Annotated in this window: 22 protein-coding genes; 10 read left to right on the top strand and 12 right to left on the bottom strand. The window is 41.3% G+C overall.

Annotation, left to right across the window (positions count from 1 at the left end):
• Positions 1–149 precede the first annotated feature (149 nt).
• Together QM629_RS16825 and QM629_RS16820 are read right to left on the bottom strand one after the other, a co-directional pair.
• Entirely contained in the window at positions 150–434 is a 285-nt protein-coding gene (locus QM629_RS16825) for a hypothetical protein (RefSeq protein ID WP_415161054.1), read from the bottom strand.
• A 64-nt stretch (positions 435–498) separates the two neighbouring features.
• Positions 499–642 carry a hypothetical protein gene (locus tag QM629_RS16820; RefSeq protein WP_415161053.1) on the bottom strand — a complete coding sequence of 48 codons (144 nt, stop codon included), beginning with the start codon at positions 640–642 and terminating at the stop codon, positions 499–501.
• 47 nt (positions 643–689) lie between these two features.
• On the opposite strand from QM629_RS16820, the gene QM629_RS16815 reads away from it, so the two are divergent.
• Positions 690–1,139 (top strand): YkgJ family cysteine cluster protein, encoded by a 450-nt coding sequence (locus QM629_RS16815; RefSeq protein ID WP_415161052.1) that lies wholly within the window; start codon positions 690–692, stop codon positions 1,137–1,139.
• 18 nt (positions 1,140–1,157) lie between these two features.
• Here the strand turns inward: QM629_RS16815 and QM629_RS16810 are convergent, their stop codons facing one another.
• The 3 genes from QM629_RS16810 to QM629_RS16800 form a co-directional block, all read right to left on the bottom strand.
• Positions 1,158–1,394 (bottom strand): type II toxin-antitoxin system RelE/ParE family toxin, encoded by a 237-nt coding sequence (locus tag QM629_RS16810; RefSeq protein ID WP_415161051.1) that lies wholly within the window; start codon positions 1,392–1,394, stop codon positions 1,158–1,160.
• A gap of 97 nt (positions 1,395–1,491) precedes the next feature.
• Positions 1,492–1,692, bottom strand: coding sequence for a hypothetical protein (locus QM629_RS16805; RefSeq protein WP_415161050.1), 201 nt, complete (start codon positions 1,690–1,692; stop codon positions 1,492–1,494).
• Between the two features lie 37 nt (positions 1,693–1,729).
• Entirely contained in the window at positions 1,730–3,130 is a 1,401-nt protein-coding gene (locus QM629_RS16800) for an APC family permease (protein ID WP_415161049.1), read from the bottom strand.
• A gap of 71 nt (positions 3,131–3,201) precedes the next feature.
• Here QM629_RS16800 and QM629_RS16795 point away from each other — a divergent pair, with 71 nt between their 5' ends.
• Positions 3,202–4,467, top strand: a complete 1,266-nt coding sequence (locus tag QM629_RS16795; protein ID WP_415161048.1) for an alpha-amylase family glycosyl hydrolase — start codon at positions 3,202–3,204, stop codon at positions 4,465–4,467.
• 21 nt (positions 4,468–4,488) lie between these two features.
• Positions 4,489–5,607 carry an AI-2E family transporter gene (locus tag QM629_RS16790; protein ID WP_415161047.1) on the top strand — a complete coding sequence of 373 codons (1,119 nt, stop codon included), beginning with the start codon at positions 4,489–4,491 and terminating at the stop codon, positions 5,605–5,607.
• A 347-nt stretch (positions 5,608–5,954) separates the two neighbouring features.
• Here the strand turns inward: QM629_RS16790 and QM629_RS16785 are convergent, their stop codons facing one another.
• The 3 genes from QM629_RS16785 to QM629_RS16775 all read right to left on the bottom strand — a co-directional run bounded on the left by QM629_RS16785 (position 5,955) and on the right by QM629_RS16775 (position 7,556).
• Complete coding sequence (locus QM629_RS16785) at positions 5,955–6,332, bottom strand: DUF1573 domain-containing protein (RefSeq protein WP_415161046.1); 378 nt, start codon at positions 6,330–6,332, stop codon at positions 5,955–5,957.
• A gap of 1 nt (position 6,333) precedes the next feature.
• Positions 6,334–6,795 carry a DUF1573 domain-containing protein gene (locus QM629_RS16780; protein WP_415161045.1) on the bottom strand — a complete coding sequence of 154 codons (462 nt, stop codon included), beginning with the start codon at positions 6,793–6,795 and terminating at the stop codon, positions 6,334–6,336.
• A 233-nt stretch (positions 6,796–7,028) separates the two neighbouring features.
• Positions 7,029–7,556, bottom strand: a complete 528-nt coding sequence (locus QM629_RS16775; RefSeq protein ID WP_415161044.1) for a hypothetical protein — start codon at positions 7,554–7,556, stop codon at positions 7,029–7,031.
• Positions 7,557–7,691: 135 nt separating this feature from the next.
• Between QM629_RS16775 and QM629_RS16770 the strand changes: the two genes are divergently transcribed.
• Positions 7,692–8,138: an LEA type 2 family protein gene (locus tag QM629_RS16770; RefSeq protein ID WP_415161043.1), complete on the top strand. Its 447-nt coding sequence runs from the start codon at positions 7,692–7,694 to the stop codon at positions 8,136–8,138.
• A 53-nt stretch (positions 8,139–8,191) separates the two neighbouring features.
• Here the strand turns inward: QM629_RS16770 and QM629_RS16765 are convergent, their stop codons facing one another.
• Both QM629_RS16765 and QM629_RS16760 read right to left on the bottom strand, forming a co-directional pair.
• Positions 8,192–8,356 carry a hypothetical protein gene (locus QM629_RS16765; protein ID WP_415161042.1) on the bottom strand — a complete coding sequence of 55 codons (165 nt, stop codon included), beginning with the start codon at positions 8,354–8,356 and terminating at the stop codon, positions 8,192–8,194.
• A 391-nt stretch (positions 8,357–8,747) separates the two neighbouring features.
• Positions 8,748–9,428, bottom strand: a complete 681-nt coding sequence (locus QM629_RS16760; RefSeq protein ID WP_415161041.1) for a YceI family protein — start codon at positions 9,426–9,428, stop codon at positions 8,748–8,750.
• 362 nt (positions 9,429–9,790) lie between these two features.
• On the opposite strand from QM629_RS16760, the gene QM629_RS16755 reads away from it, so the two are divergent.
• From QM629_RS16755 to QM629_RS16740, 4 genes are all read left to right on the top strand, one after another.
• Entirely contained in the window at positions 9,791–10,588 is a 798-nt protein-coding gene (locus QM629_RS16755) for a family 16 glycosylhydrolase (protein WP_415161040.1), read from the top strand.
• 125 nt (positions 10,589–10,713) lie between these two features.
• Positions 10,714–11,091, top strand: a complete 378-nt coding sequence (locus tag QM629_RS16750) for an RDD family protein (protein WP_415161039.1) — start codon at positions 10,714–10,716, stop codon at positions 11,089–11,091.
• Positions 11,092–11,295: 204 nt separating this feature from the next.
• Complete coding sequence (locus tag QM629_RS16745) at positions 11,296–12,525, top strand: NADP-dependent isocitrate dehydrogenase (RefSeq protein ID WP_415161038.1); 1,230 nt, start codon at positions 11,296–11,298, stop codon at positions 12,523–12,525.
• A gap of 136 nt (positions 12,526–12,661) precedes the next feature.
• Positions 12,662–12,961: a DMT family transporter gene (locus QM629_RS16740; RefSeq protein WP_415161037.1), complete on the top strand. Its 300-nt coding sequence runs from the start codon at positions 12,662–12,664 to the stop codon at positions 12,959–12,961.
• Positions 12,962–13,289: 328 nt separating this feature from the next.
• Here QM629_RS16740 and QM629_RS16735 read toward each other — a convergent pair whose 3' ends face one another.
• Positions 13,290–14,288: a glycosyltransferase family protein gene (locus QM629_RS16735; protein ID WP_415161036.1), complete on the bottom strand. Its 999-nt coding sequence runs from the start codon at positions 14,286–14,288 to the stop codon at positions 13,290–13,292.
• Positions 14,289–14,296: 8 nt separating this feature from the next.
• The gene (locus QM629_RS16730) at positions 14,297–15,175 is read right to left on the bottom strand and encodes a UDP-2,3-diacylglucosamine diphosphatase (protein WP_415161035.1); all 879 of its coding nucleotides are present in this window, start codon (positions 15,173–15,175) and stop codon (positions 14,297–14,299) included.
• A gap of 224 nt (positions 15,176–15,399) precedes the next feature.
• Here QM629_RS16730 and QM629_RS16725 point away from each other — a divergent pair, with 224 nt between their 5' ends.
• Both QM629_RS16725 and QM629_RS16720 read left to right on the top strand, forming a co-directional pair.
• Complete coding sequence (locus tag QM629_RS16725; RefSeq protein WP_415161034.1) at positions 15,400–18,684, top strand: TonB-dependent receptor; 3,285 nt, start codon at positions 15,400–15,402, stop codon at positions 18,682–18,684.
• A gap of 680 nt (positions 18,685–19,364) precedes the next feature.
• Positions 19,365–22,601 carry a TonB-dependent receptor gene (locus QM629_RS16720; protein ID WP_415161033.1) on the top strand — a complete coding sequence of 1,079 codons (3,237 nt, stop codon included), beginning with the start codon at positions 19,365–19,367 and terminating at the stop codon, positions 22,599–22,601.
• The last annotated feature ends 97 nt before the right edge of the window (positions 22,602–22,698 follow it).

The raw sequence follows: 22,698 nt of genomic DNA, 5'->3' as shown, positions 1-22,698 counted from the left end.
CCTGCGAAGTCTCTTGACCACAAGTGTTCGAAACCTGTAATTATGCAGAATTCTTATATGCATTCTTTGCTCATCTGTGTAGTAAATAATTTTATCCGTAAATGTTTTGTTTTTTCAATGGTCGGATGGAACCTTGCTATGTACCTGCCTTACCGGCAGGCAGGCATTCCCCTCCCGAAGCTGGTTCGGGACAGGCTGTGTGAGAAAAAATTATCATGCCCGGCTTCATAAGGAAACCTTTTCATCGAGGCGCTTCTTGCTTCCTTTTCAATATTTGAAGCATAATAAGGGTTGCGGTTTATTGTAATCAATATTTCTTCAAACCCGTGTATGAACTTTTTGCCTAAACCTGCAGGCTGCTCTTCATACCAAACAAAAATTTCATCAATGTTAATTTGAGCCTGCCTTGTAATAACCAGCTCAAAATTTATCATTTTATATATTTTTTCTTAAGCTCATTCCATGAAACCGCATCTTCAGGATTTTCTTTATCTAACTTTAAACGTTCCGTATCAATACAAGCTTCCATTCCGGAAGCTCTTTTTCTGCAAACTCTTCATCAATGCTATCTAACAATTCAAATGCAAGTTCTCTTTTTTCTTCTGCAGGTAAACGCATCAATTCAGACTTATCGTAAGTCATAGTTTTTTTATAAAAATAAGACACATACTTGAAATACCTTTGCACCGATGCAGCAAACAGAGAAACTTCAATTAAAAAAATATAAACAATTCTTACAGCGCGCCGATAAAAACAAAGTGCTGAAAGCCTTGCCTGCATTGAATAAAGAAGCCTTTGAGAAAATTAACTGCCTTGATTGCGCGGCCTGCTGCAAGAATTATTCGCCGCGCTTTAAAACACCGGATATTAAACGCATCAGCAAACATCTCAGGCAAAAAGAAAGTGATTTTATTGATACCTATTTAAGGCTGGATGAAGATGGCGATTATGTGGTAAAATCTTCACCCTGTCCTTTTCTTGGCGCTGATAATTATTGCAGCATTTATGAGGTAAGGCCTTCCGATTGCGAACGTTTTCCTTATACAGATGAAGATGTATTTATTAAGCGACCAAACATTACTTTAAAGAATGCGGAGTTCTGCCCGATTGTAGTGCATGTGCTGGAAAGGCTGATGTGAAAAAAAGATAAACGGGGGTTACTTATCCAAAAGCTTCAAACTTTTAATAATAACTTTTACAACCTTGTCATCAATTGTATCAAATTCAGATTTATCATAAATAGTTAAAAGATAAACCTCTTTGTTTTCAGTAACAACATAAGTAATAACACGTGTGCCGCCACTCTTGCCTTTACCTTTGCTTTTTATTGCAATACGAATTTTATATGTATTACCGCCAAGTGGAGTACCGGCTTCAGGCGAAATCCCAAGCATTGATTAAGTGCAACAAGTTCCTGTTTAAGCGAAGGGTATTTTTTAATAAGCCGTCTGGCTTCTTTTTTAAACTTATCACTCGGAATAACACTATAACTCATTTAGAAAATCTGTTAGGGTCTGTTTTTTTTCGTAAAAGGCTCACTTGTTCAAAAGCTTCTTTAAGATCAGTTTTAAGTTGCAGGGCTTGTTCATATTTTCTTAATTTATTGAGAATTTTTTCCCATTCATTCAAAGGTAACTGAACGGCTTTCGTTTCACCATTTATATCGTTCACATATTGAAGCTCAATTTTCATATTTCAAATTTAAAGATTTATGATTATAGAAAGATTGTTATATTTTGTGTGATTGCCCAATCTCATCAATTTCCTTCAGCAACGCTTCATCTTTAAATGGAAATTCTTTTTGATAATATGCTTTTATAAGATAGGCTATTATTCCCGCAAGAATAATACAGCCTGCAATCAGCATCATGTGTATTTCTGTTGAATAAAAAATGAACAACCATATAGCTATGGCCAGCAAAACAGGCAGTGGGAACAAAGGCATTTTCCATTTAAAAAAGCTGAGCCCCCTACGCTTATGCAATAACATTAAGCCAATTGCCTGCCCAACAAATTGTATTAGTATGCGCATGGCAAGAATGGCAGTAATAACATCGCCCAAACGGAACAGCAAGCTAAAAATAAAAGCAACGCCGCCTAATACCAGCAAAGAAATATAAGGGAAGTTTTTAGTAGCATGCAGCTTTGCAAATACAGCGAAAAACGCACCGTCTTTTGCCGCCGCATAAGGTATGCGGCTATAACCAAGCGTTGCCGAAAACACAGAGGCAAATGCCACCCATAAAATAATAGCGGTGGCAATCATGGCGGCAGTTGGCCCGGCAATAACATTAATGTACTCGCTTACTACAAAACTGCTTCCGGCAATGGTATGCAAAGGTAAAACGGAAGCCACGCCTATGTTCATCATCAGGTACAAAAAACAAATAACCGCAATAGAAATAAACATGCTGCGCGGAATATTTTTTTCCGGGTTGATGATCTCGCCGCCCAGATGGCAAACATTGTAATAACCCAGATAACTATACACTGTTTTTACGCAGGCAAAACCCAATGCTGCAGCAAAGCCGCTGTTCAACTCAATATTATCATTCAAATGCTGCAAAGGCATCATTACATTTCCATGCATAAAAGCGCCGATGATGATCCAGCCCATAATCACAAATACACCAACCCAAAGCATCACACTTATCTTACCAATAGCTTCAATTTTCCGGTATAATAAAAAAATAATGAGCGCCACCACTGCGCCGCTTACAATTTTGCTTTCAAACCTGCTTAACGGAATGAGATAATTAAAATATTGCGCAAAGCCAATGGCTGCAGACGCAATAACCAATGGCGCCTGTATCATGGTTTGCCACACAAATAAAAAGCTCATGGGCCTGCCCCATTTTTCACCAAAGCCTTCTTTCAGGAAATTATAACTGCCGCCGGCCAGGGGAAATGCAGCGCCTAATTCGCTCCACACCATACCATCAATAAAAGACAAAATTGCGCCGGCAATCCATGCATACAGAAAAGCATATTGCGCCTGCATTTTTTCAACCACAAAGCTCATTACCACGAACGGGCCAATGCCAACCATATCAATCATATTAATGGCGCTGGCCTGTAACAAACTTATTTTACGGGAGAGATGTGCGCTGCTCATTTTTAACGCACACAAAATAATAGTATTTGTTTTGAATACAAGCTATTTGAAACAGTTAGCTTATTTTGCTGTTGTAATATTCATGTATGGCCGGAAATATATATACACAGGAATGGAAAACAAGCGCCAATATTTATGAAGTAAATATTCGTCAATATACAACCGAAGGAACATTTAAAGCCTTTGCACAACATTTGCCCCGCCTTAAAAACATGGGCGTAAAAATTTTATGGCTGATGCCGATAACACCCATCAGCCTTGAATTGAGGCAAGGCACACTGGGCAGTTATTACGCCTGCAGCGATTATATTTCCATTAATCCTGAATTTGGCAACATAAGCGATTTTAAAGATTTGGTGAAGCAGGCGCATGAACTGGGCCTTCAATTAATCATTGATTGGGTTGCCAATCATACAGGTTACGATCACCATTGGGCGAAAGAGCATCCTGACTGGTATGAAAAAGATGCAGCGGGCAATTTTGTTGAACGGCATGGATGGGCTGATGTGATTGATTTGAATTACCAGATCAAAGACATGCGTGCCGCTATGATTGAAAGCATGCAATACTGGGTAAGGGAATGTGATATTGATGGTTTTCGCTGCGATATGGCACACCTGGTACCGCTTGATTTTTGGGAAGAGGCAAAAGCGCAGTGTGAACCCATTAAACCTTTATTCTGGCTGGCTGAATGCGAGGTGCCGGAATATCATAAAGTATTTGATGTAACGTATGCCTGGAAATGGATGCACGCCACGGAAAAACTGGTAAACAATTTTGCAGGCCTGCACGATCTCAGGCTTGTTTTAAAAGAATACCATGAATACCCGCCGGGCGCACTGAAATTGTTCTTTACTTCCAATCATGATGAAAATAGCTGGAATGGAACAGAGTATGAAAAGTATGGTAAGGCAGCAGCATTGCTCGCCGTATTCAGCTTCATCTGGCCGGGCATGCCGCTTATTTACAGCGGCCAGGAATTACCCAGCCTGAAGCGCTTAAAATTTTTTGAGAAAGATTGTATTGAATGGAATGAACCTTTAAAACGGGAATTGTTTTATACAAAACTTCTTGAAGTTAAATCTTTTAATACGGCATTGCATGACGGTGCAGCTATGGATGCATTGCCTACGGAATACAACGATTACATATTTGCTTTCATTCGTTATACAGAAAAAAACAGGGTGCTTGCTATAATGAATTTTAGCGACAGGGACAGATTGCAGTTTAAAATAGCACACCCTTTGATTGAAGGAAGTTTTACACATTTGTTCTCAGGTATCACCTACAAGCTTGGCGCCGTTCAAAGCTTTGAGCTGCAGGCATGGGAATACCTTGTATTTGTTCAATAAACGCAGCTAAAATTTACTTTTATGAATATGAAGCTACCCTTTTATGCACACCTTGCTCTTGTACTTATTATTTTATGGTTTTTGTTTTACGGCATTTACATCGGGCAGGAAATTCTTTTGCCATTAGGTTTTTCTTTCCTTATTGCAGTGCTGTTACACCCAATGGAAAAATTATTTGAGCGCATTAAGCTTCCGCGGGTTATTGCCATATTGCTATCGCTTGCTATTGCCGTTGCTGTTTTGTTTGGGCTTTTTACCTTATTGACACATGAGATCGGTTTATTCATGAATGACCTTCCGGCCATAGAAAAGAATATTTCCAGTTTCTTAAATAATGCGCAGCAATGGATAAGCGATACGTTTCATTTTTCAAAACAACAGCAGCAGCAGGCAATTCAAAATGCCCAAAATATGGACAATGTAAAAGCGGTTGCCGGCACAACATTAGGCGCATTAACCGGCTCTCTTGCCACCCTTACCTTAATACCTATTTATACATTCCTGTTTATGTATTACAGGCAGCACCTAATTATGTTTACCATTAAAGTATTTGATAAAAAGCATTCGGAAACAGTTGCCAGGGTAGTAAGCAGGATAAGAGCGGTTGTGCAGAGCTATGTTTCCGGCCTGCTGATAGAAACTGCCTGCGTTGCCGTGCTTAATTGCGTAGGTTTATTGTTGATAGGTGTGCCTTACGCTATTTTGCTGGGCATAATTGGCGCAGTATTAAATCTTATACCATATATAGGTGGCCTTATAGCTATAATACTTACTGCAATTGTAACCATCAGCAATACCGGCGATATTTATATAACGCTCGGCAGCCTGGTGGTGTATCTTGTTGTGCAGTTTATTGATAATAATCTTTTGGTGCCCCGCATTATTGGTTCAAGCGTGCAGCTAAATGCACTGGTTTCAATATTAGCTGTTTTAATTGGCGGCAGTTTATGCGGCGTGGGCGGCATGTTTTTAAGCCTTCCTTTTGTAGCTATCTGTAAGGTTGTATTTGATCATGTGGAAGAATTAAAACCCTGGGGCAGCATGCTGGGTGATGAAGAATCTGCAAGATGGAATATGATGAAGATGCCGGTATCCAAAAAAACTGCTGCGCCAAAACCGGCTGCCGCTGAAAAGAAATAACATCATAAGTAATGTACTTCCAATGTCGTTTAGTTAAGATACAATCCTAAACTTATAAACTTTAAATAAACGCTTCAAGCTGAGAGCTTCTAACTTTACCGTTATTTAATTTACTATTGTGTTGTCTCATTTAAACAACTTGTGAACAGGTGAACCCGTGAACTTGTAAACTTTAACCAAACAACATTGAATGTACTTCGAGGCTAAGATCATAGCCGCCATGAAATGATGCAGGTGCAGTGTGCGATCCCGCACCAGGTGCGGGACAAGCTGCAACCATGCTGCCATAGCTGATTACCCAATAAAAAAGCCCCGCGTAAGCGAGGCTGATAAAGACTATTTGTTATTTACGATTTTGTTTCAACATCTCCATCAATGGTAAGTATGACCGGGTATTTAATGTTGAGGAATTTTACGGTAACCCGTTTGGTGAATTTGCCCGGGCTTTCGGCATTATATGTAACTTTTATTACGCCGTTCTTGCCCTGCTGAATCGGCGTTTTAGGGTATTCAGGTGTGGTACATCCGCATTCTGCTACTGCTGATTCAATGATCAATGGTTTACCGGTAGTATTTGTGAATGAAAAATTTGTGCTTGCGGGCACATGCTGTTTTATTTTGCCAAACGAATGCGTAGTAATTTTAAACACACTAATACTGTCAGACTGGGCGTTTACGGCTGTTACAAAAACAAACGCTGCAATAAAACTTAATATAATCCGCATATTAATTTCCTCCTTGTTTTAACTGGCTAACTGCGTCGTTGGCCGGTGCCGCATCGGCAGGGGCCTTAAAGGTTTCGCCATGAAATTTAATAACTTGGCTTAAACCGCCTTTAAAATAAAGGGTAACCACTTTATTAAACGGGCCATCCGTATAACCGTTAAACCCAATGGTTATATCAAAATCCTGGCCAGGAGCATAAGGACCGGGTTTCCACTTAGGTGTGGTGCAGCCGCAACCCACTTTTACATCTTCAATGGTTACCGAGTCTGAAGAAATGTTTGTCATTGCAAGGCTGAATTCAGCCGGTTTTCCATAAGGTATCTTGCCGAAATCGTGGTCTGTTTCTTTAAACCGGATAACTTTTGAAATGGTTTCCGCTTCTGCCGGTTGAGGGCCCTGCTGCTGGGCGTTAACTGATATGGCTCCGGCCGCGGCTATCATCAGGGCAAAAACTTTTTTCATTGTGTAATTGTTTATTAGTGTGCTAAATTAAAAATTATTTATTAAGTGCTTATAGGGAAACTTTAAGACTTTCCTAATTTGGCCTGTTAGGCTGTATTAGAAAGCAAAAGTTTAATGAAAATAGAAAAATTGTTAGTGTTAGCAGGGGTTAAAACAATGCATTTGCATTTTATTCGGGGCAGCCGGCATACATTTTGGCCATGCGCTTTATACAACCAACCTGTTTTAATAAACTATTTGTTATGCGGGCTGGTGTTGTTTGATTGATAATAAGGGTAAGGATAATGATTGGTTTCAACGCCTATGCTGCCTGAGATAGAAAATGTTTTGGCATCGTTCACATACATCAATCCCACTTCAGCCCTTGAATATAACCCGAGGTTGTTTTGATTGAACGAATACTTATTTTGTATGCCTTTTATATTGCTGTTAAGAAAAGACTGGTTAAAATTAATATAAGCCGGCGCTGCGCTAACGCCGGCAAAAGCATAGAAATTATCGTTGATCCTGCGGTTTAACTGCAGGCCTATGGGCGCCGCTATAATTGTTGCATTGCCGCCTTTAAAAAAGCTAAAGCTGGTTGAAATGCCGCCATATTTTGTAACAAACCATTTCTTATTATTGAAACTGCTGTCGTTAACATGAATCCTACGGTTAAATACCGGGCTTTGCGTGAAGCCGTTATAACCCATAGAGGGAATAAATTGTGCCCTTAATGTTGTTGAAGCAATTGATACAGCCAGTATGAGAATGAAGCGCATAATTTATTTTAAGCCTTGTAAAAATAAGCGAAGTTGCAATAGCCTTATGCCAATAAATATATAACAACCTTCTTTTTTTACAATTTTTTCTCAAACAGGATTTGTTGCTTCATAAACGGAAGCGCATTTTTGATAATGCGCTTTATTATTTTTTCCTGTGTGCTTGTTATCCTGCTTGCGGCATGCAATAAACCGCAGTCTTTCGAATACCGGGGCCTGCAAAATTTAAAGGTTGACAGCATTGGGCTCGTCAGCAGTAAGATAAGTCTCGAATTGGTTTATTTCAATCCCAATAACTTTGGGGTTGACCTGCGCAACGTAAATTGTGATATTTACGTCAATCATAATTATCTTGGCAGGTATGTTTTGGATACGCTGATGCATATTGCCAGGCGCAGCGAATTTATTATTCCATCATCTGTGAACATTGATATGAAAAACGTTTTCAGGAATGCCTTGGGAACTTTTCTTTCAAAGGAAGCGCTGGTTGAAATAAAAGGCTCAACGAGGGTGGGCAAAAGTGGTATCTTTATTACGGTGCCATTCAATTATGCTGCCATGGAAAAATTCAGCATGTTTTAAATTGAAGTAGTCAAAACTTAATCTGACAATTCTTAATTTTATAACAATAAAAGTCAGAGTAAGATGACTGTAGGTATGTCCAATCTTCTTGTGCCGCCCTGTGGCTTGGGTATTTCTACTTTGCGCACTGGTTGCACACGGTAATTGCCTTCTAAAATATCCTTCCTTAACGTTTGCCAGTTGGCATTGAGGTAGTCGCGAAGATTATCGGTCTGCATACCATCAATGCCACCGGCTCCCTTGTTGGCAATACCTGCTTAAAGGCTTTTTGTACATTCCGGATGTCTAATATTTCTTTCCACTCATGTAACCTCTGTATTTATATACTTACATTCTGTGCAGTGTAGGACTTTTGTTTGCTATGCAACATTATCCATGTAAACTGCCTTATATGCAGTTCCCCTGCCCGTCCGGTCAGGCGGGTGTTCGCAGGCTCAAGTGTTTGCCGCCAGATTCCTCCTCGCAGTGGGCACCCTTGCTCTTGGCTAATGATACGCTGCTGCAACGCTCATTCGGGACTTACACCCTATAGATAATAAACATGCCTGACGTACATAAAAAGGCATGGAATGGCGCTTCCATGCCTTTTGCAGCAAAAAAAATTTCGCTTTATTTTGCCGTTGCTTTTATGTCCAGCGCAAGCTCAAAATCTTTGCTGATCAACCAATCTGAAGGATCTCCTTTTGCACCATATTTCAGTCCCCATGAAGTTCTGTCAACTATAAACTTTGCAGCAATATCAACATTTGCATCGCTTATAGTTATCCTTGCAGGAAAAGTTATATTAACGGTACTGTCTTTTACGGTGAGGTTGCCGCTAACGAGGTTAGTAGCGCCGTCTGCAAGGCTTTTAACCTTTGAGGAATCGTAAGGAGTTACGCCTGTAACTACAAACTTTACGGTTGGATATTTTGATGCGTCAAAAAAATCCGGGCTTTTTAAATGAGCCTGAAGATCGGTGGCTTTTTTGTCTTTCTCGGTAACAGAAGCCGGATCAACCCATAAACTGTTTACATCAACAGTAAAGGTTCCACCTGTTACCGTACCATTTTCAACCGAAACATTTCCGTCGGAAATTTTAAGCGTGCCGTATCTGGGCGCAAAACCGCCTTTGTGTGTTGCATGCCAGTTAATTACACTGGCCGCTGTGTCGGCAGTATATGCTTTGCCGGTTGCTGCTGCGGCTTCCTGTTCGGATGTTGTTGAAGCTTTGTCAGAAGTGCCTGTGCATGCAGTGAACGTAATTAATGCTGCTGAAAAAATAAAAGCTAATTGTTTAGTCTTACTCATTGGTATTCGTTTTTTAATTAATGTGTAAAATTAAATGTTTATACATGCATTTTTAATATTTATACATATTTTTTTATTTATTGAAAATAATAATCTGATTTACAACTTATATTGTATAATAAAAATTGTAACCGGCAAATGAAAAGTGTTTATACATGCAATGTGCATGTTGACCAGATAGAAATAAGTGAATGCTGCTTGTTTCCCATTTATGCAGGCATTGCGATTAATAGCGTACTTCACGAATAATATAAAGCAATCAGTTTATGAGCCTTCTGTTTCCACAGTGAGGCTTTTTTATTTATTATTGTGCTGGTTTTAAAAATTGTTTTGCTTGCTTTATAATCTTTTAAGCTTGTTATATGCATAAAAATTTTTTTTTATTCAAGCAATTGCCTGCGTTTGGCGCCTGTGTTTTTTCTTTTTGTATAAAAACCACGGCGCAGCCAAGCATTCATGATGTGGTGGGCGCTTCTGTATATAAACTGGTTTGGGCGGATGAGTTTAATGGTGCTGCTATTGACACTTCTGCCTGGAATTTTGAAACCGGCGGCCACGGCTGGGGCAATCATGAACAGGAATATTATCAGCCTGATAATGCTTCCATTGAAGATGGCAACCTTGTTATTACCGCAAAGAAGCAACCCGTTGGTTCCAATGCATACACTTCATCCCGCATGACAACCGAAGGCAAAAAAGAATTTTTATATGGAAGAATAGAAGCCCGCATCAAAATGCCGGTGGGACAGGGATTCTGGCCTGCATTCTGGATGCTGGGCGCGAATATAAGGTCGGTTAACTGGCCTGCGAGCGGTGAAATAGATATTATGGAGCATATAAATGCCGACAGCTTAATTTATGGAACCCTGCACTGGGATGATAACGGCCATGTTTTTAAAGGTGATACGCTTGCTTCAACACCTTCACAATACCATGTGTACAGTATTGAATGGGATGTTACTTCAATAAAATGGTTTGTTGATGATATACAATATTATAAAGCAGATATTACGGGCAGCGCCAAAACCGAATTTCATAAACCTTTTTACATATTATTGAATTTTGCCGTTGGCGGCGACTGGCCCGGCCAAAAGGTTGATGAAAGCCTGCTGCCTGCAAAAATGTACATAGATTATGTGCGGGTTTACGGACAGCCATAATTGAAATGGCGCGAGCCTGTTATTATCTCCGTAAAAGCCTGCCGGCTTCATACCTGTATCTTTTTCATTATCTGCGGGCACAAACACATTGCCCCGGTTTCAATTTATTCTTTCAATTTTGCAGCATGCAAAAAACCGGTGTGGGTATAAGGGTGCTGAATTTTTTGGTTGACACCCTGCTGATATTTGGAATTACCTATGGCGCAAGCGCCTGGTGGGATTTTCATGTTATGTACTGGAGTTACCCGCCGGCACAATTTTATACCTTATTCTTTATGGTATTGTTTATTTACTATACAATTTTTGAAGCCCTCTTTAAACGTTCGCCGGGCAAATGGCTAAGCAAAAGCAAGGTGGTAAATAAGAATGGAGGAAAACCTGCTTTCTGGCAAATTCTTGTAAGAAGCCTGGTGCGCCTTACCATCATAGATTGTTTTTTCATACCTTTCTTTGACGGGCCATTGCACGATTACCTCAGCCAAACCGCCGTAACAGAAGCCTGATCATGTATAGAACTCCATAGAATTAAGCATAAGGCTGGCATAGTATGTTTAACAAACCATAGTATTTTCATCTCTGGTAAAATTCTTTGTGCGCCTTTTTCATCAACTATATAAAAGCTATAATTCCTGTATGGTTTGTTTTAAAAGTGTAAACAACTTCATCATCAAAAAGCTATTTTTGCGCAAATCAAAAAAAATAAGAAGATGCCTGAAAAAATTAAGGTGGCCAATCCTGTAGTAGAATTGGATGGCGATGAAATGACACGCATTATATGGAAATTCATTAAAGACAAACTGATTCTTCCTTATATTGATGTGGATATTAAATATTATGACCTCGGTGTTGAATACCGCGATGAAACCAATGACCAGGTTACGATTGATGCAGCCAACGCTATTAAACAATATGGCGTAGGCATTAAATGCGCCACCATTACGCCGGACGAAGCCCGCGTAAAAGAATTCAACCTGAAGCAAATGTGGAAAAGCCCTAACGGCACTATTCGTAATATACTGGACGGCACGGTTTTTCGCGAGCCCATCGTTTGCACAAATGTTCCCCGTTTGGTACCAAACTGGACGGCGCCTATCTGCATTGGCCGCCATGCTTTTGGCGATCAATACCGTGCCACTGATTTTGTTACCAAGGGCAAAGGCAAGCTTACCATTAAGTTTGAAGGCGAAGATGGCAGCATAGCGGAATATGAAGTATATAATTTTAAAGGCAGCGGCGTTGCGCTGGCTATGTACAATACGGATGAAAGCATCCGCGGTTTTGCCCGGGCCTGCTTTAACCAGGCTATTATGAAAAAATGGCCTTTATATCTTTCCACAAAAAATACCATTCTTAAAAAATACGATGGCAGGTTTAAGGATATCTTCCAGGAAATTTACGAGAATGAGTTTAAATCGAAAATGGATGAACTGGGCATTACTTATGAGCACCGCCTGATTGACGACATGGTTGCCAGCGCTTTAAAATGGCATGGTGAATTTGTTTGGGCCTGTAAAAACTACGATGGCGATGTGCAGAGCGATACCGTTGCCCAGGGATTTGGCAGCTTAGGTTTAATGACTTCTACATTGGTTACGCCCGATGGCAAAACCATGGAGGCGGAAGCAGCGCACGGTACCGTTACACGCCACTACCGCGAGCACCAGAAGGGGAGGCCTACTTCCACCAACCCGATAGCTTCTATTTTTGCCTGGACACGCGGTTTGGAATTTCGCGGCAAACTGGATGGCAACCAGGCATTGATTGATTTTTGCCAGGCTCTGGAGCAGGTTTGTATTGAAACCGTAGAAAGCGGTAAAATGACAAAAGACCTGGCCATTACCATTAAACCAAAAGTGGAGCATGGCACAGATTATTTATATACGGAAGAATTTTTGGAAGCGCTTGACCAGAACCTGAAAAAGAAACTGGGCCAGTAATCCAATCGCTTTAAAATAAGTCAAGCCTTCTTCAGTTTTTTTGAAGAAGGCTTATGTTTTTATAGTTGTTAGTTCAATAGTGCAAGGCTCTTGAGCGCTTGTGGCTCGCAGCCCGCAGCTTCCTAAATAGGACAACATGAACTGGATCATTCTCATTATTGCAGGATTATTTGAGGCCGGCTTTGCGTTTTGTTTGGGCAAAGCAAAACAGGCTGCCGGTACAGCGGTTTATTTATGGTATGGAGGATTTTTAATTGCCCTTGCCATCAGCATGTTTCTGCTGGTAAAAGCCACGCAAACCCTGCCTATTGGAACATCATACGCGGTTTGGACGGGCATTGGCGCTGTTGTAACAGCATTGCTTGGCATTATTGTGTTTAAAGAGCCGGCAGAATTTTGGCGCCTGTTTTTTATAGTTAACGTGAGTTCGGGATAAGCTTAGATTGTTATTTCGACCTCATCCCACCCCTTTTATTTCGTGCATATATATTTTTTAATTGCCTCAATGAATGCTTTGCATTTCCAAAGGAGAAGGGCAGGAAAAAAACATGATTTTTTGCATGTTTTATGAGTTTTAGGGTGTCGGAAGTCCTCTCCTTTGGAGAACCTGTCCCGGCCATTCGGGAGGATTTAGGTGAGGTCTGTCTGCAAGCTTTAAACATATCGCTTATCCCGAACCCACGTTAGTTACGTTAATTGGTTCTGTTGTTGGGTTGAAGTGGGTTTCGCATTGAGGTGCGCCCATGCATGTTCCCAGGCTTATTCTAACCCTTAATCTCCTCCGCCTGCTTCATTACTTTCGCCACAATGGTTTCTGTCGAATGAGTTAATTCAAGTTTTTTAGGGTTTGGGTGCTGCAGCCAGTTTATAATGGTTGCTGTAAAATTTTCCTTTACATCATCTATCACCGTAACATCAAAATCCTTTAAAGCAGCCGCATTACATTTCTGCTCATACTGCCCTTTTATGGGAATGCATAATAATTTTTTGCCGAGATAAAGTATCTCGGCTGGTGTTTCAAAACCGGCGCCTGTAATTACGCCATTGCAGTTAATAACACTTTCGTTGAATGTTGCATTGTTTACCGGCAGTATGGTTATATTTTTTTGGCTTGATGGCCTGATGGCTGTTTTGGAAAAAAGCCGGAACGGTACGTCTGTAATGCGCTCAAAATGTTTTATTAACAGTTCATCATTGTATTGAGGCAGATAAATTGTAATATGGCCCTCCTCAACCGGCACCGCTTCGAGAATAGCTTGTTTAATAACAGGGTTGAAAATAAAATTATCATATTGTTTAAAATGCAGGCCTGTATAAACAGTTGAGGGTGCATAATATTTCAATATCCATTCACCCGCAATATTTTTGGTTCCGGGCCTTGGTGCCTTTACCGATTGAAAGCTTGCCTGGTGGCCAAATCCTATGCAGGGAATTTTTTTTATCCGGCAGCTTAAAGCGGCAATGCTTTCAAAATCTACCAGCACGCAATCATATTTTTCAACAGGCAGGTCTTTAGCTTCTTTCCATACCCGCCTGGCGTTGAATTCCTTCATTATTTTCAGGTAATCAAGGCTGCCGCTTTGTGTATAATACAGGCTTACGCCCCTGCTTTTATAGCGAACGGGCAAACCGGTTTGAAGGCTGCTGTTGTTACCGCTTAAAAAAATGTCAACCGTTCCGTATTGCTGCAAATAAGGAAGTAATTCCATCGCCCTGGCTATATGCCCGTTGCCTGTGGCCTGTACTGCATAAAAAATTTTCACCTTGCCTGTTATCCCGTTTTTTTCCTGGGGGTTTTGCGGGCCTGAAAATTAAGCGAATTAATGAACATGGTTACTTCATTGCTTATTACGTTCAGTTCAGGTATTTTCTGTATTTCGGGCTGAAAATTCCGTGCGGCATAATCCTTCGGATCATATTGATAAATTTCCCATTCGTTTTTATTAAACTCTAATGAAGTTAAATTTTCAATCCAATCGCCACTATTTAAATATGTAACTTTTCCTGATTTATTTTCAATTATTTTATGCTGGGGTTGATGAATATGCCCGCAAATAACATAATCATACTTTTTCTCTATGGCTAATTCAGCTGCGGTTTGCTCAAAATTCGATATCCATTTCACCGCTTCTTTTACACTGTTTTTTACTTTTTTGCTGAAACTCATTTTCTCCCGCCCGACTAAAATAAGCAGCCAGTTTATGAAACTGTTAAGCAATATCAGCAGATCGTACCCTTTTCCCCCAAGTTTGGCCAGCAGTTTAGCGCTGCCTTTTGTGGTTGCATCAAAAACATCGCCATGGAATATCCAGGTTTTTTTACCATTTATTTCAAGTAATAATTTATCAGTTAGTGAAAAATTGCCCATGTTCAGTGGGCTCCATCGCCGCAGTACTTCATCGTGGTTCCCGGTAATATATATAACCTGTGTGCCTTTTGAAAGCAGCGAAAAAATTTCCCTGATAACCTGCATGTGGGAAGGTGGAAAGTAATGCCTGGAAAACTGCCAGCAATCTATAATATCGCCATTCAATATTAATATTCTTGGCTGAATGCTTCGTAAATAGTTCACGGCTTCCCGTGCATGGCAGCCGTAAGTGCCTAAGTGCAGATCGCTTAAAACAGCGATTTCAAGTTGTCGCTTTTGCATTATAAGGGGTTTAGCAAAATTTGAAATTATCTGTTACCTGAATGTGATGAAAAGATGAAGGAATTGTGTTCTTTTTTTTAACATTTAGTAAATATTGCATGCGTAATTAATTATATGTAAAATAATATTTATTTATTTATTAATATTATCAAAATTTTATCCAAACAGTACATAATTTTTACATTCCTACAACAATTACATTTGCCGCAAAAACTTATACCAATATGGACTTAAAGAGAATTTTACAAATCTTAATGGTTATGGCTTTGCCGGTTTTTACAAATGCACAGGTAACTACTGGTAGCATTGTTGGTACGGTAAAATCTCAAAGCGGAGAAAATTTGCAAGGCGCCACAATAGTGGCTGTTCATGTACCCACGGGTTCTAAATATTCATCAAGTGCCAACAACGCCGGCCAATACACTTTACCTAACCTGCGGGTTGGCGGGCCTTACACACTTACTATTAGTTATACGGGATTTAAAAATGAAACTTTTACCGATTTACAGGTTGCCCTGGGAAATCCCCAGGTAATTGATGTAGTTCTTAAAACCGCTGATAAGAACCTTGAAGAAGTGGTGGTAACAACTGCTGCCCGGGGAAGTATATTAAGCGCCCAAAGAAACGGAACATCCACTACGGTTAATCTCAGGGATATTCAAAATACGCCAACCGTTAACAGGAGCGTTCAGGATTTTGTTCGTTTAATGCCCCAGGTAAAAGTAGGAAATGCCTCTGCCGACGGCGCCTCTACCGGTATATCTTTTGGCGGCCAAAACAACCGGTACAACCAGTTTACTATTGATGGCGCCAATGCTACAGATGGTTTTGGATTGGGCTCTACCGGTACTAACGGCGGCCAGGCCAATGTAAACCCCATTTCTATGGAAGCCATCCAGGAACTGCAAATTGTAATGTCTCCCTATGATGTTACGCAGGGTGGTTTTACCGGGGGCGGTATAAATGCAGTAACAAAGAGCGGTAGCAATCAGTTTCACGGCGCTGTTTACGGGCAATTTCAAAACCAGGGCCTGGTAGGGAAAAATCCTGCTTATAACAGTGATATTACCAGATCGAAACTGGACGAGTTTAAGAATACCACTTACGGTGCGAGTTTTAGCGGGGCCCTCGTTAAAGATAAATTGTTCTTTTATATAAATGCCGAGCAATATAAGAGAACAACGCCTTTATCATACGATCCCACCGTATCCGGTTCGGGATCCAGCGTATCTGCCACCACCCTGGAATCATTGAGGCAATACTTAATATCCACTTACGACTATGACCCGGGCACGTATGGCGCTATCAACAAAGAAAATCAATCCAAATCCTTATTTGCAAGATTAGACTGGAACATCAATGATAAAAACAAGCTGGCATTCCGTTTTAATCATGTGGACGGATACAATGATGTCATAAGCAGAACTGCAACAAGCGCGATATACTCTAAGTCTGGCTACAGATTTAATGACAAAAACAACTCATTTGTGCTGGAACTGAACTCTAATTTTTCTCCGGGCACTTCTAATACATTAAGGTTAACCTACACTTCAATCAGGGATAACAGGCTGGCGATGAGCGACTTTCCTTCCCTCACTATCTATGATTACAATACAGATGAGGACGCTGCCATTACCTATAATATCGGAGGCGAATATTCATCTATTGTAAATGCACTGAACCAGGATGTATTTACCCTTACCGACAATTTAAACCTGTACAGGGGAAAGCACACCTTTACTTTTGGCACAGACAACCAGTTTTATAATAGCAAGAACTGGTTTCTTCAAAACTATTATGGATCTTATTACTACGGAACTTACGGAGCATCCGGCGGTATAGCAGATTTTGAAGCTAATACTAACCTGCAATCCTATTACGTAGGATATTCAAACAGTTCTAAAGCTGATGATAAGGCGCCTGCCTCATTGCACGCCGCACAGTTTGGCATCTATGGCCAGGATGTAGTTAATTTAACGGCCAGGTTTAAATTAACGTATGGCCTGAGAATTGATATGCCGGTGTTCTTTAACAAGCCGGATGCAAATGACGACTTTAATGAAGCGTTTGCTTCGTATGGGGTAGCCACCAACCAAATGCCCAAAACAACACCCCTGTTCTCGCCAAGAGCAGGCTTTAACTGGGATATTAACGGCGACCGCCAAACCCAGCTACGCGGCGGCGCGGGATTATTTACAGGCCGCATTCCTTTTGTTTGGATATCTAACCAGATATCTAATACAGGAGTTGCCACATCAAGCGCCAGCTACTCCACCGCATCGGCTGTATCAGCAGCAGGCATCACCTTTAACTACGATCCAAGCGATGCGCACAGAGGCGCTTATATACCTACTTCAACAACCTCATCTGCTCCTGTAATTAATGTTATTGACAAAAACTTCAAATTCCCGCAGGTGTTCCGCGCCAATTTGGCTTTGGACAAAAACCTTAATTTCTGGGGGCTGATAGGAACCATTGAAGCTGTTTATACAAAAACACTGCATAACGCAGATTACTATAACCTGAACCTTGCAGAAGGCGGCAACTCCACTACCGTACTGGGCGCTTCTACCCGCCCATACTACAGCGCGTATAATAATACCTCTTATGGAAACGTATTATTGCTAAGAAATACCAGCAAGGGTTATAGCTACAGCTTTACCGCGCAGCTGCAAAAACAGTATGCCAGCGGATGGAGAGGATCAATTGCCTATTCTTTAGGGCACAGCAAGTCATTAAATGATTTAACGTCCTCCGTTGCACAATCTAACTGGAGGTCGCCTTTAAACATAAACGGGTTAAACGCACCAGATCTTGCTACTTCTAACTTTGATATGGGCTCAAGGATCATTGGCCAGATATCCAAAGAAATAAAATATGCCAACAATCATTTATCAACAACGTTCAACTTAATCTATACAGGCCAGTCCGGCCAGGTATTTTCGTATGTTTATGGCGGCTATGCATTGGGCTCCAGGGATTATACCGGCACTACTTTAGTATATATTCCTTCAACAAAAGAGGAAGCCAATTTTGTTGATATTAGCGATGGTGCAACAGCATCTGAACAATGGGAAAACTTTCAGTCTTTCCTGAATGATAACCCATCGTTGAAAGATTATGTTGGCAAGAACACAAAAAGAAATGCCTTCAGGCTACCCTGGGAAAACCATTTTGATTTTAGAATTTCTCAAAATTTTATGTTCAAGGAACATAAAATCGAACTATTCTACAGCATTCTGAATGTAGGGAATCTGTTAAATAAAGATTGGGGCTGGAGCTATGGCGCCGGCGACGGCTTCTATACTTTGTCTAAATCTCTATTCAGTGTAGTAAGCTCAGGCACCCAAACAGCTGATGGCGTTTCTGCTACAGTATCAGCAGCCAAGCCTGGCTTTACCTTTTCACAAGGCAGCATGACAGAAATAAATGGTAAATACAGGCCTTATTCAGTTTCTGATTTTACTTCCAGGTGGAGCTCCCTTTTGGGTATCAGGTATTCTTTCTAACTGGCCTGGATTAGTAATTAAAACCAGATAAACAACTGTAAGATACCTCAGCTTTAATGCAGGGAAAGATTTGTGCACTTATAAAAATTCACACTATTCATATATCTTTTCCTGGAAAAGAGAAGCCTTACCCATAGGCTTTTCTTTATTTAATTATACGCTGCAAGATGTAAAAAAGTGATTTTGTGTTGTTCGGTTTTAGCTACCCCTCTCCTTTGGAGAACTTGTCCCGGCCATTCGGGAGGGGTTAGGGGTGAGGTCTGACAAAGAAATATTATTCACTAATTTATCCCTTGCGCACTATAACCTGGGCCGGCATAACAATTTAATTAGCCCAATGCTTAGCTTAGCATTGGGATGAATAAGCTGGTTAATAGAACGTGTTTTTAATCCCTGTCCTGAAGGCCTGGGTTATTCCAGCTCACGTTAATTATTAATTTAACAACTGTTTCGATGAGATATTTTCATGAAATCCAAAAAACCATGCAGCTTAATTCTTAATCAGCAATCTTCTGTTACCAGATTATGATATGAAATAATTACACACCTATAATTTTTTATCACACCATTTACAATTATCTAAAATTTCATTTCCCATGCAAGTAAAAAAACTACTACTGCTTCTTTTTATGTTCGTGTTCCTGTTCTTTTGCGGGAATGCCCAGGAAACAACTTCTCAAATGCTTGGTACCGTAACAGATGGAACCAACGGCCTCGCCGGCGCTACGGTTATTGCCGTGCATGTTCCTTCGGGAACCAGGTACACTACCACTACCCGTAAGGACGGGCGTTTTAATATTTCCGGCATGCGTGTAGGCGGCCCTTATATGCTAACGGTTACTTTCGTTGGCTATAAGCAACAGCAGCAGGATAATATTATGCTTAACCTCGGCCAGGACTACACCGCAGATTTTAAACTGGTGGCTGAAGCAGCACAGCTTACCGAAGTTACGGTAACTGCTACCGGCCAGAACAAAGTGCTCAATAACAGCCGTACCGGTGCACAGGAAATTATAAGCAGGAGCCAGATAGAAAGATTGCCTACTATTAACCGGTCTCTCCAGGATTTTACAAAACTGGAATCATCAGCCAATGGTTTAAGTTTTGGCGGCGCTTATTCCGGTTTTAATAATATGACCGTGAATGGCGCAGACTTTAATAACTCCTTTGGCCTGTCAAGCACATTGGGCGGGCAGGCAAGCGCTCAACCTATTTCGCTGGATGCCATTGACCAGATACAGGTGAACCTGTCGCCCTATGATGTGAGGCAGGGCGGTTTTACCGGCGCAGGTGTAAACTCGGTTACCAGGAGTGGTACCAACCAATTTAAAGGCAGTGTTTATACCTATTTAAAAGGCCCCGGAACGCAAGGTTACCGCGTTGGTACAACAACGCTCACCAGGCAGCCTTTTAACTTTAACCTGTCGGGCGCAAGCATTGGCGGCCCTATCATTAAAAATAAGTTGTTCTTCTTTATAAACGGCGAACAGAGCCTGCAGAGCGCACCAGCCACCAGCATTGTTGCTTCAACCGCCTCTAACCCCGCAGTTGCGGGCAGCGTTTCTGTGGCTAATGCAGATACGCTAACCATGCTTTCAGATTACCTGAAGAGCACATATAATTATGACCCTGGCCCTTTCGAGAATTACGCGTTCAAAACAAACAGCTATAAAATAAATGCACGTATTGACTGGAACATTAATTCAGCCAATACTTTTTCTTTCATGTATAATTACCTGAAATCTTATGCCGACCAGTTTGCAAGCACCAGCAGGCCGGGCTCAGGCCAAATTACGGGCGGGCAGCCAGGAACGTATGCCATGCCTTATTACGGCAGCGGTTACAGGATCAATAATAACCTGAATATTTATATTGCGGAATTGAATACGCGTTTTAGCAACAAAGCTTCTAACAAATTGCAAATTGGTTACACACAGGAAAGAGATTTCCGCGCTCCGCAAACATCAGGCACTTTTCCATTGGTAGATATTCTCTATAACAGCAATATCTACACCACCTTCGGTTATGAAATGTACACGTATAATAACCAGCTTAACATGGATTCTTACCAGTTAACAGATATTTTTACCCTGTACAAGGGCGGCCATGAAATAACAATAGGTACGCAAAACAGTTATAAAAAATACACCAATGCTTTTGCCCCGGGTTATGAAGGTGTTTACCAGTTTAACAGCCTGAGCGATTTCATGAACGGCGGCACAGCAAAAACCTATTACCAGGCTTATTCCACATTAGCGAATGGCGCATTTCCCTGGGCTAATGCAGGCGCTCTTAATCTGAGCTTGTTCGCTCAGGATAAATGGCGTGCCTCCAACAGGTTTACTTTGGTGTATGGTGTCAGGGTTGATTATACTTCTTACGATAGTAAATTTACGGATAACCCCAATTTTGATGTGCTGCCATTTAAAAACGGAGCAACGTATAATGTGGGCACTGCGCCTAACGGCTTCCTCGTTGTATCTCCGCGCGTGGGCTTTAACTGGGATATTAAAGGCGATAAAAGCTGGCAGCTGCGTGGCGGCGCCGGCGTATTTGAAGGCGCCCCGCCATTTGTTTGGATAGAAAACCAGGCCGCTAATAATGGCGTAATGTTTGGCTCGTTTACAGCAAGCAGTTTCCCCTTCTTTGCAGACCCAACAGAAGCGCTTGATTACTACTTAACGCAGAATAGCATTTCTCAAACAGAAACACCGAAATCTTATTCTGTAAACGTAATTGATAAAGGTTATAAATACCCCACCAAGCTTAAAACCAATATTGCATTAGATAAAAAGTTTGCCGATAACTGGATTGCAACGGTGGAATTTGCTTACACCAAAGATATTAATGCAACCTATATGTCAAACGTTAACCTTAACGAAGAAAACGGGTTTGCATTAACCGGCGCTGACAACAGAACGAGATATCTTAATACCAGTTTCACTTCTACCGAATATACAACGGTAAGCAACAAATATTATTCTACCGGCACTGACCTGGAACATCCGAATATTGGCAATGCCATCCTGCTGGCCAATACGCATAAAGGCTGGTCTTATACCGCTACCGCCAGGATTCAGAAGTCTTTCAAAAACCTTTCTGCAAGTTTGGCTTATACATACCAGGATGCCAGAACCGCTATGGAAGGCGGCAGCACGGCAAGCTCTTTATGGTCTGCCCGCCCTGTAGCCAATACAGATCCCAATGCGGCTACCCTGGCTCGCCCAAGCTGGTATTTGCCGCAACGCGTGGTAGGCTTCCTCAGCTATCGTTTTGAATATGCCAGCCATTGGGCCACATCAGTGGGCGTATATTATGAAGCAGCCCCCGCAGGCGCCACTTCTTATGTGTATAACGGCGATCTGAACGGAGATGGCAATTCCAGCAACGATTTAATATATATACCAAAGAATGAGTCTGACATTACACTTGTAGCTTCCGGCGCAGGCGGCACCGGTACAACCACCACCACTGATACAAGAACGGCTGATCAAATATGGACACAGTTAAGCAATTTCATTAACCAGGACAGTTATTTGTCTGCTCACCGCGGCGAATATGCAAAGGCCAATTCTGTGATATTGCCCTGGTTTAAACAAATGAACCTGAATGTAACACAGGATATTTATTTCTATACCAAAAACCATGATGGCAAAGACAGGCATACGTTGCGTTTAAGCGCAGACATCATTAACGTGGGTAACCTGCTGAACAAAAACTGGGGCCTTCTTAAAACAACGGCTGCTACCAACTTCCTGAAATATGAGGGTCTTGGCTCGGATGGCACAACACCGGCATTTTCTTTTTCTTATGCTGATGCTACCAACCAGGTGCCTTATGTTAACAGCTTTAATTACAGCACGGCTATTGCTTCACGCTGGCAGATGCAGTTTGGCATAAGGTATTTGTTTAACTGAGACTTCCTGGATCATAAAAAGACAGACCGGCCTCATTACGGGCCGGTCTTTTTTTACCCGTTTGGAACACCGGTAAAGGGCCTCCTTTGTTCAATGC

This window comes from Parafilimonas sp., assembly GCF_047606085.1.
GTDB lineage: Bacteria > Bacteroidota > Bacteroidia > Chitinophagales > Chitinophagaceae > Parafilimonas.
Note: the sequence above shows the minus strand (reverse complement) of the source record. Positions and strands in the feature narration are given on the sequence as shown.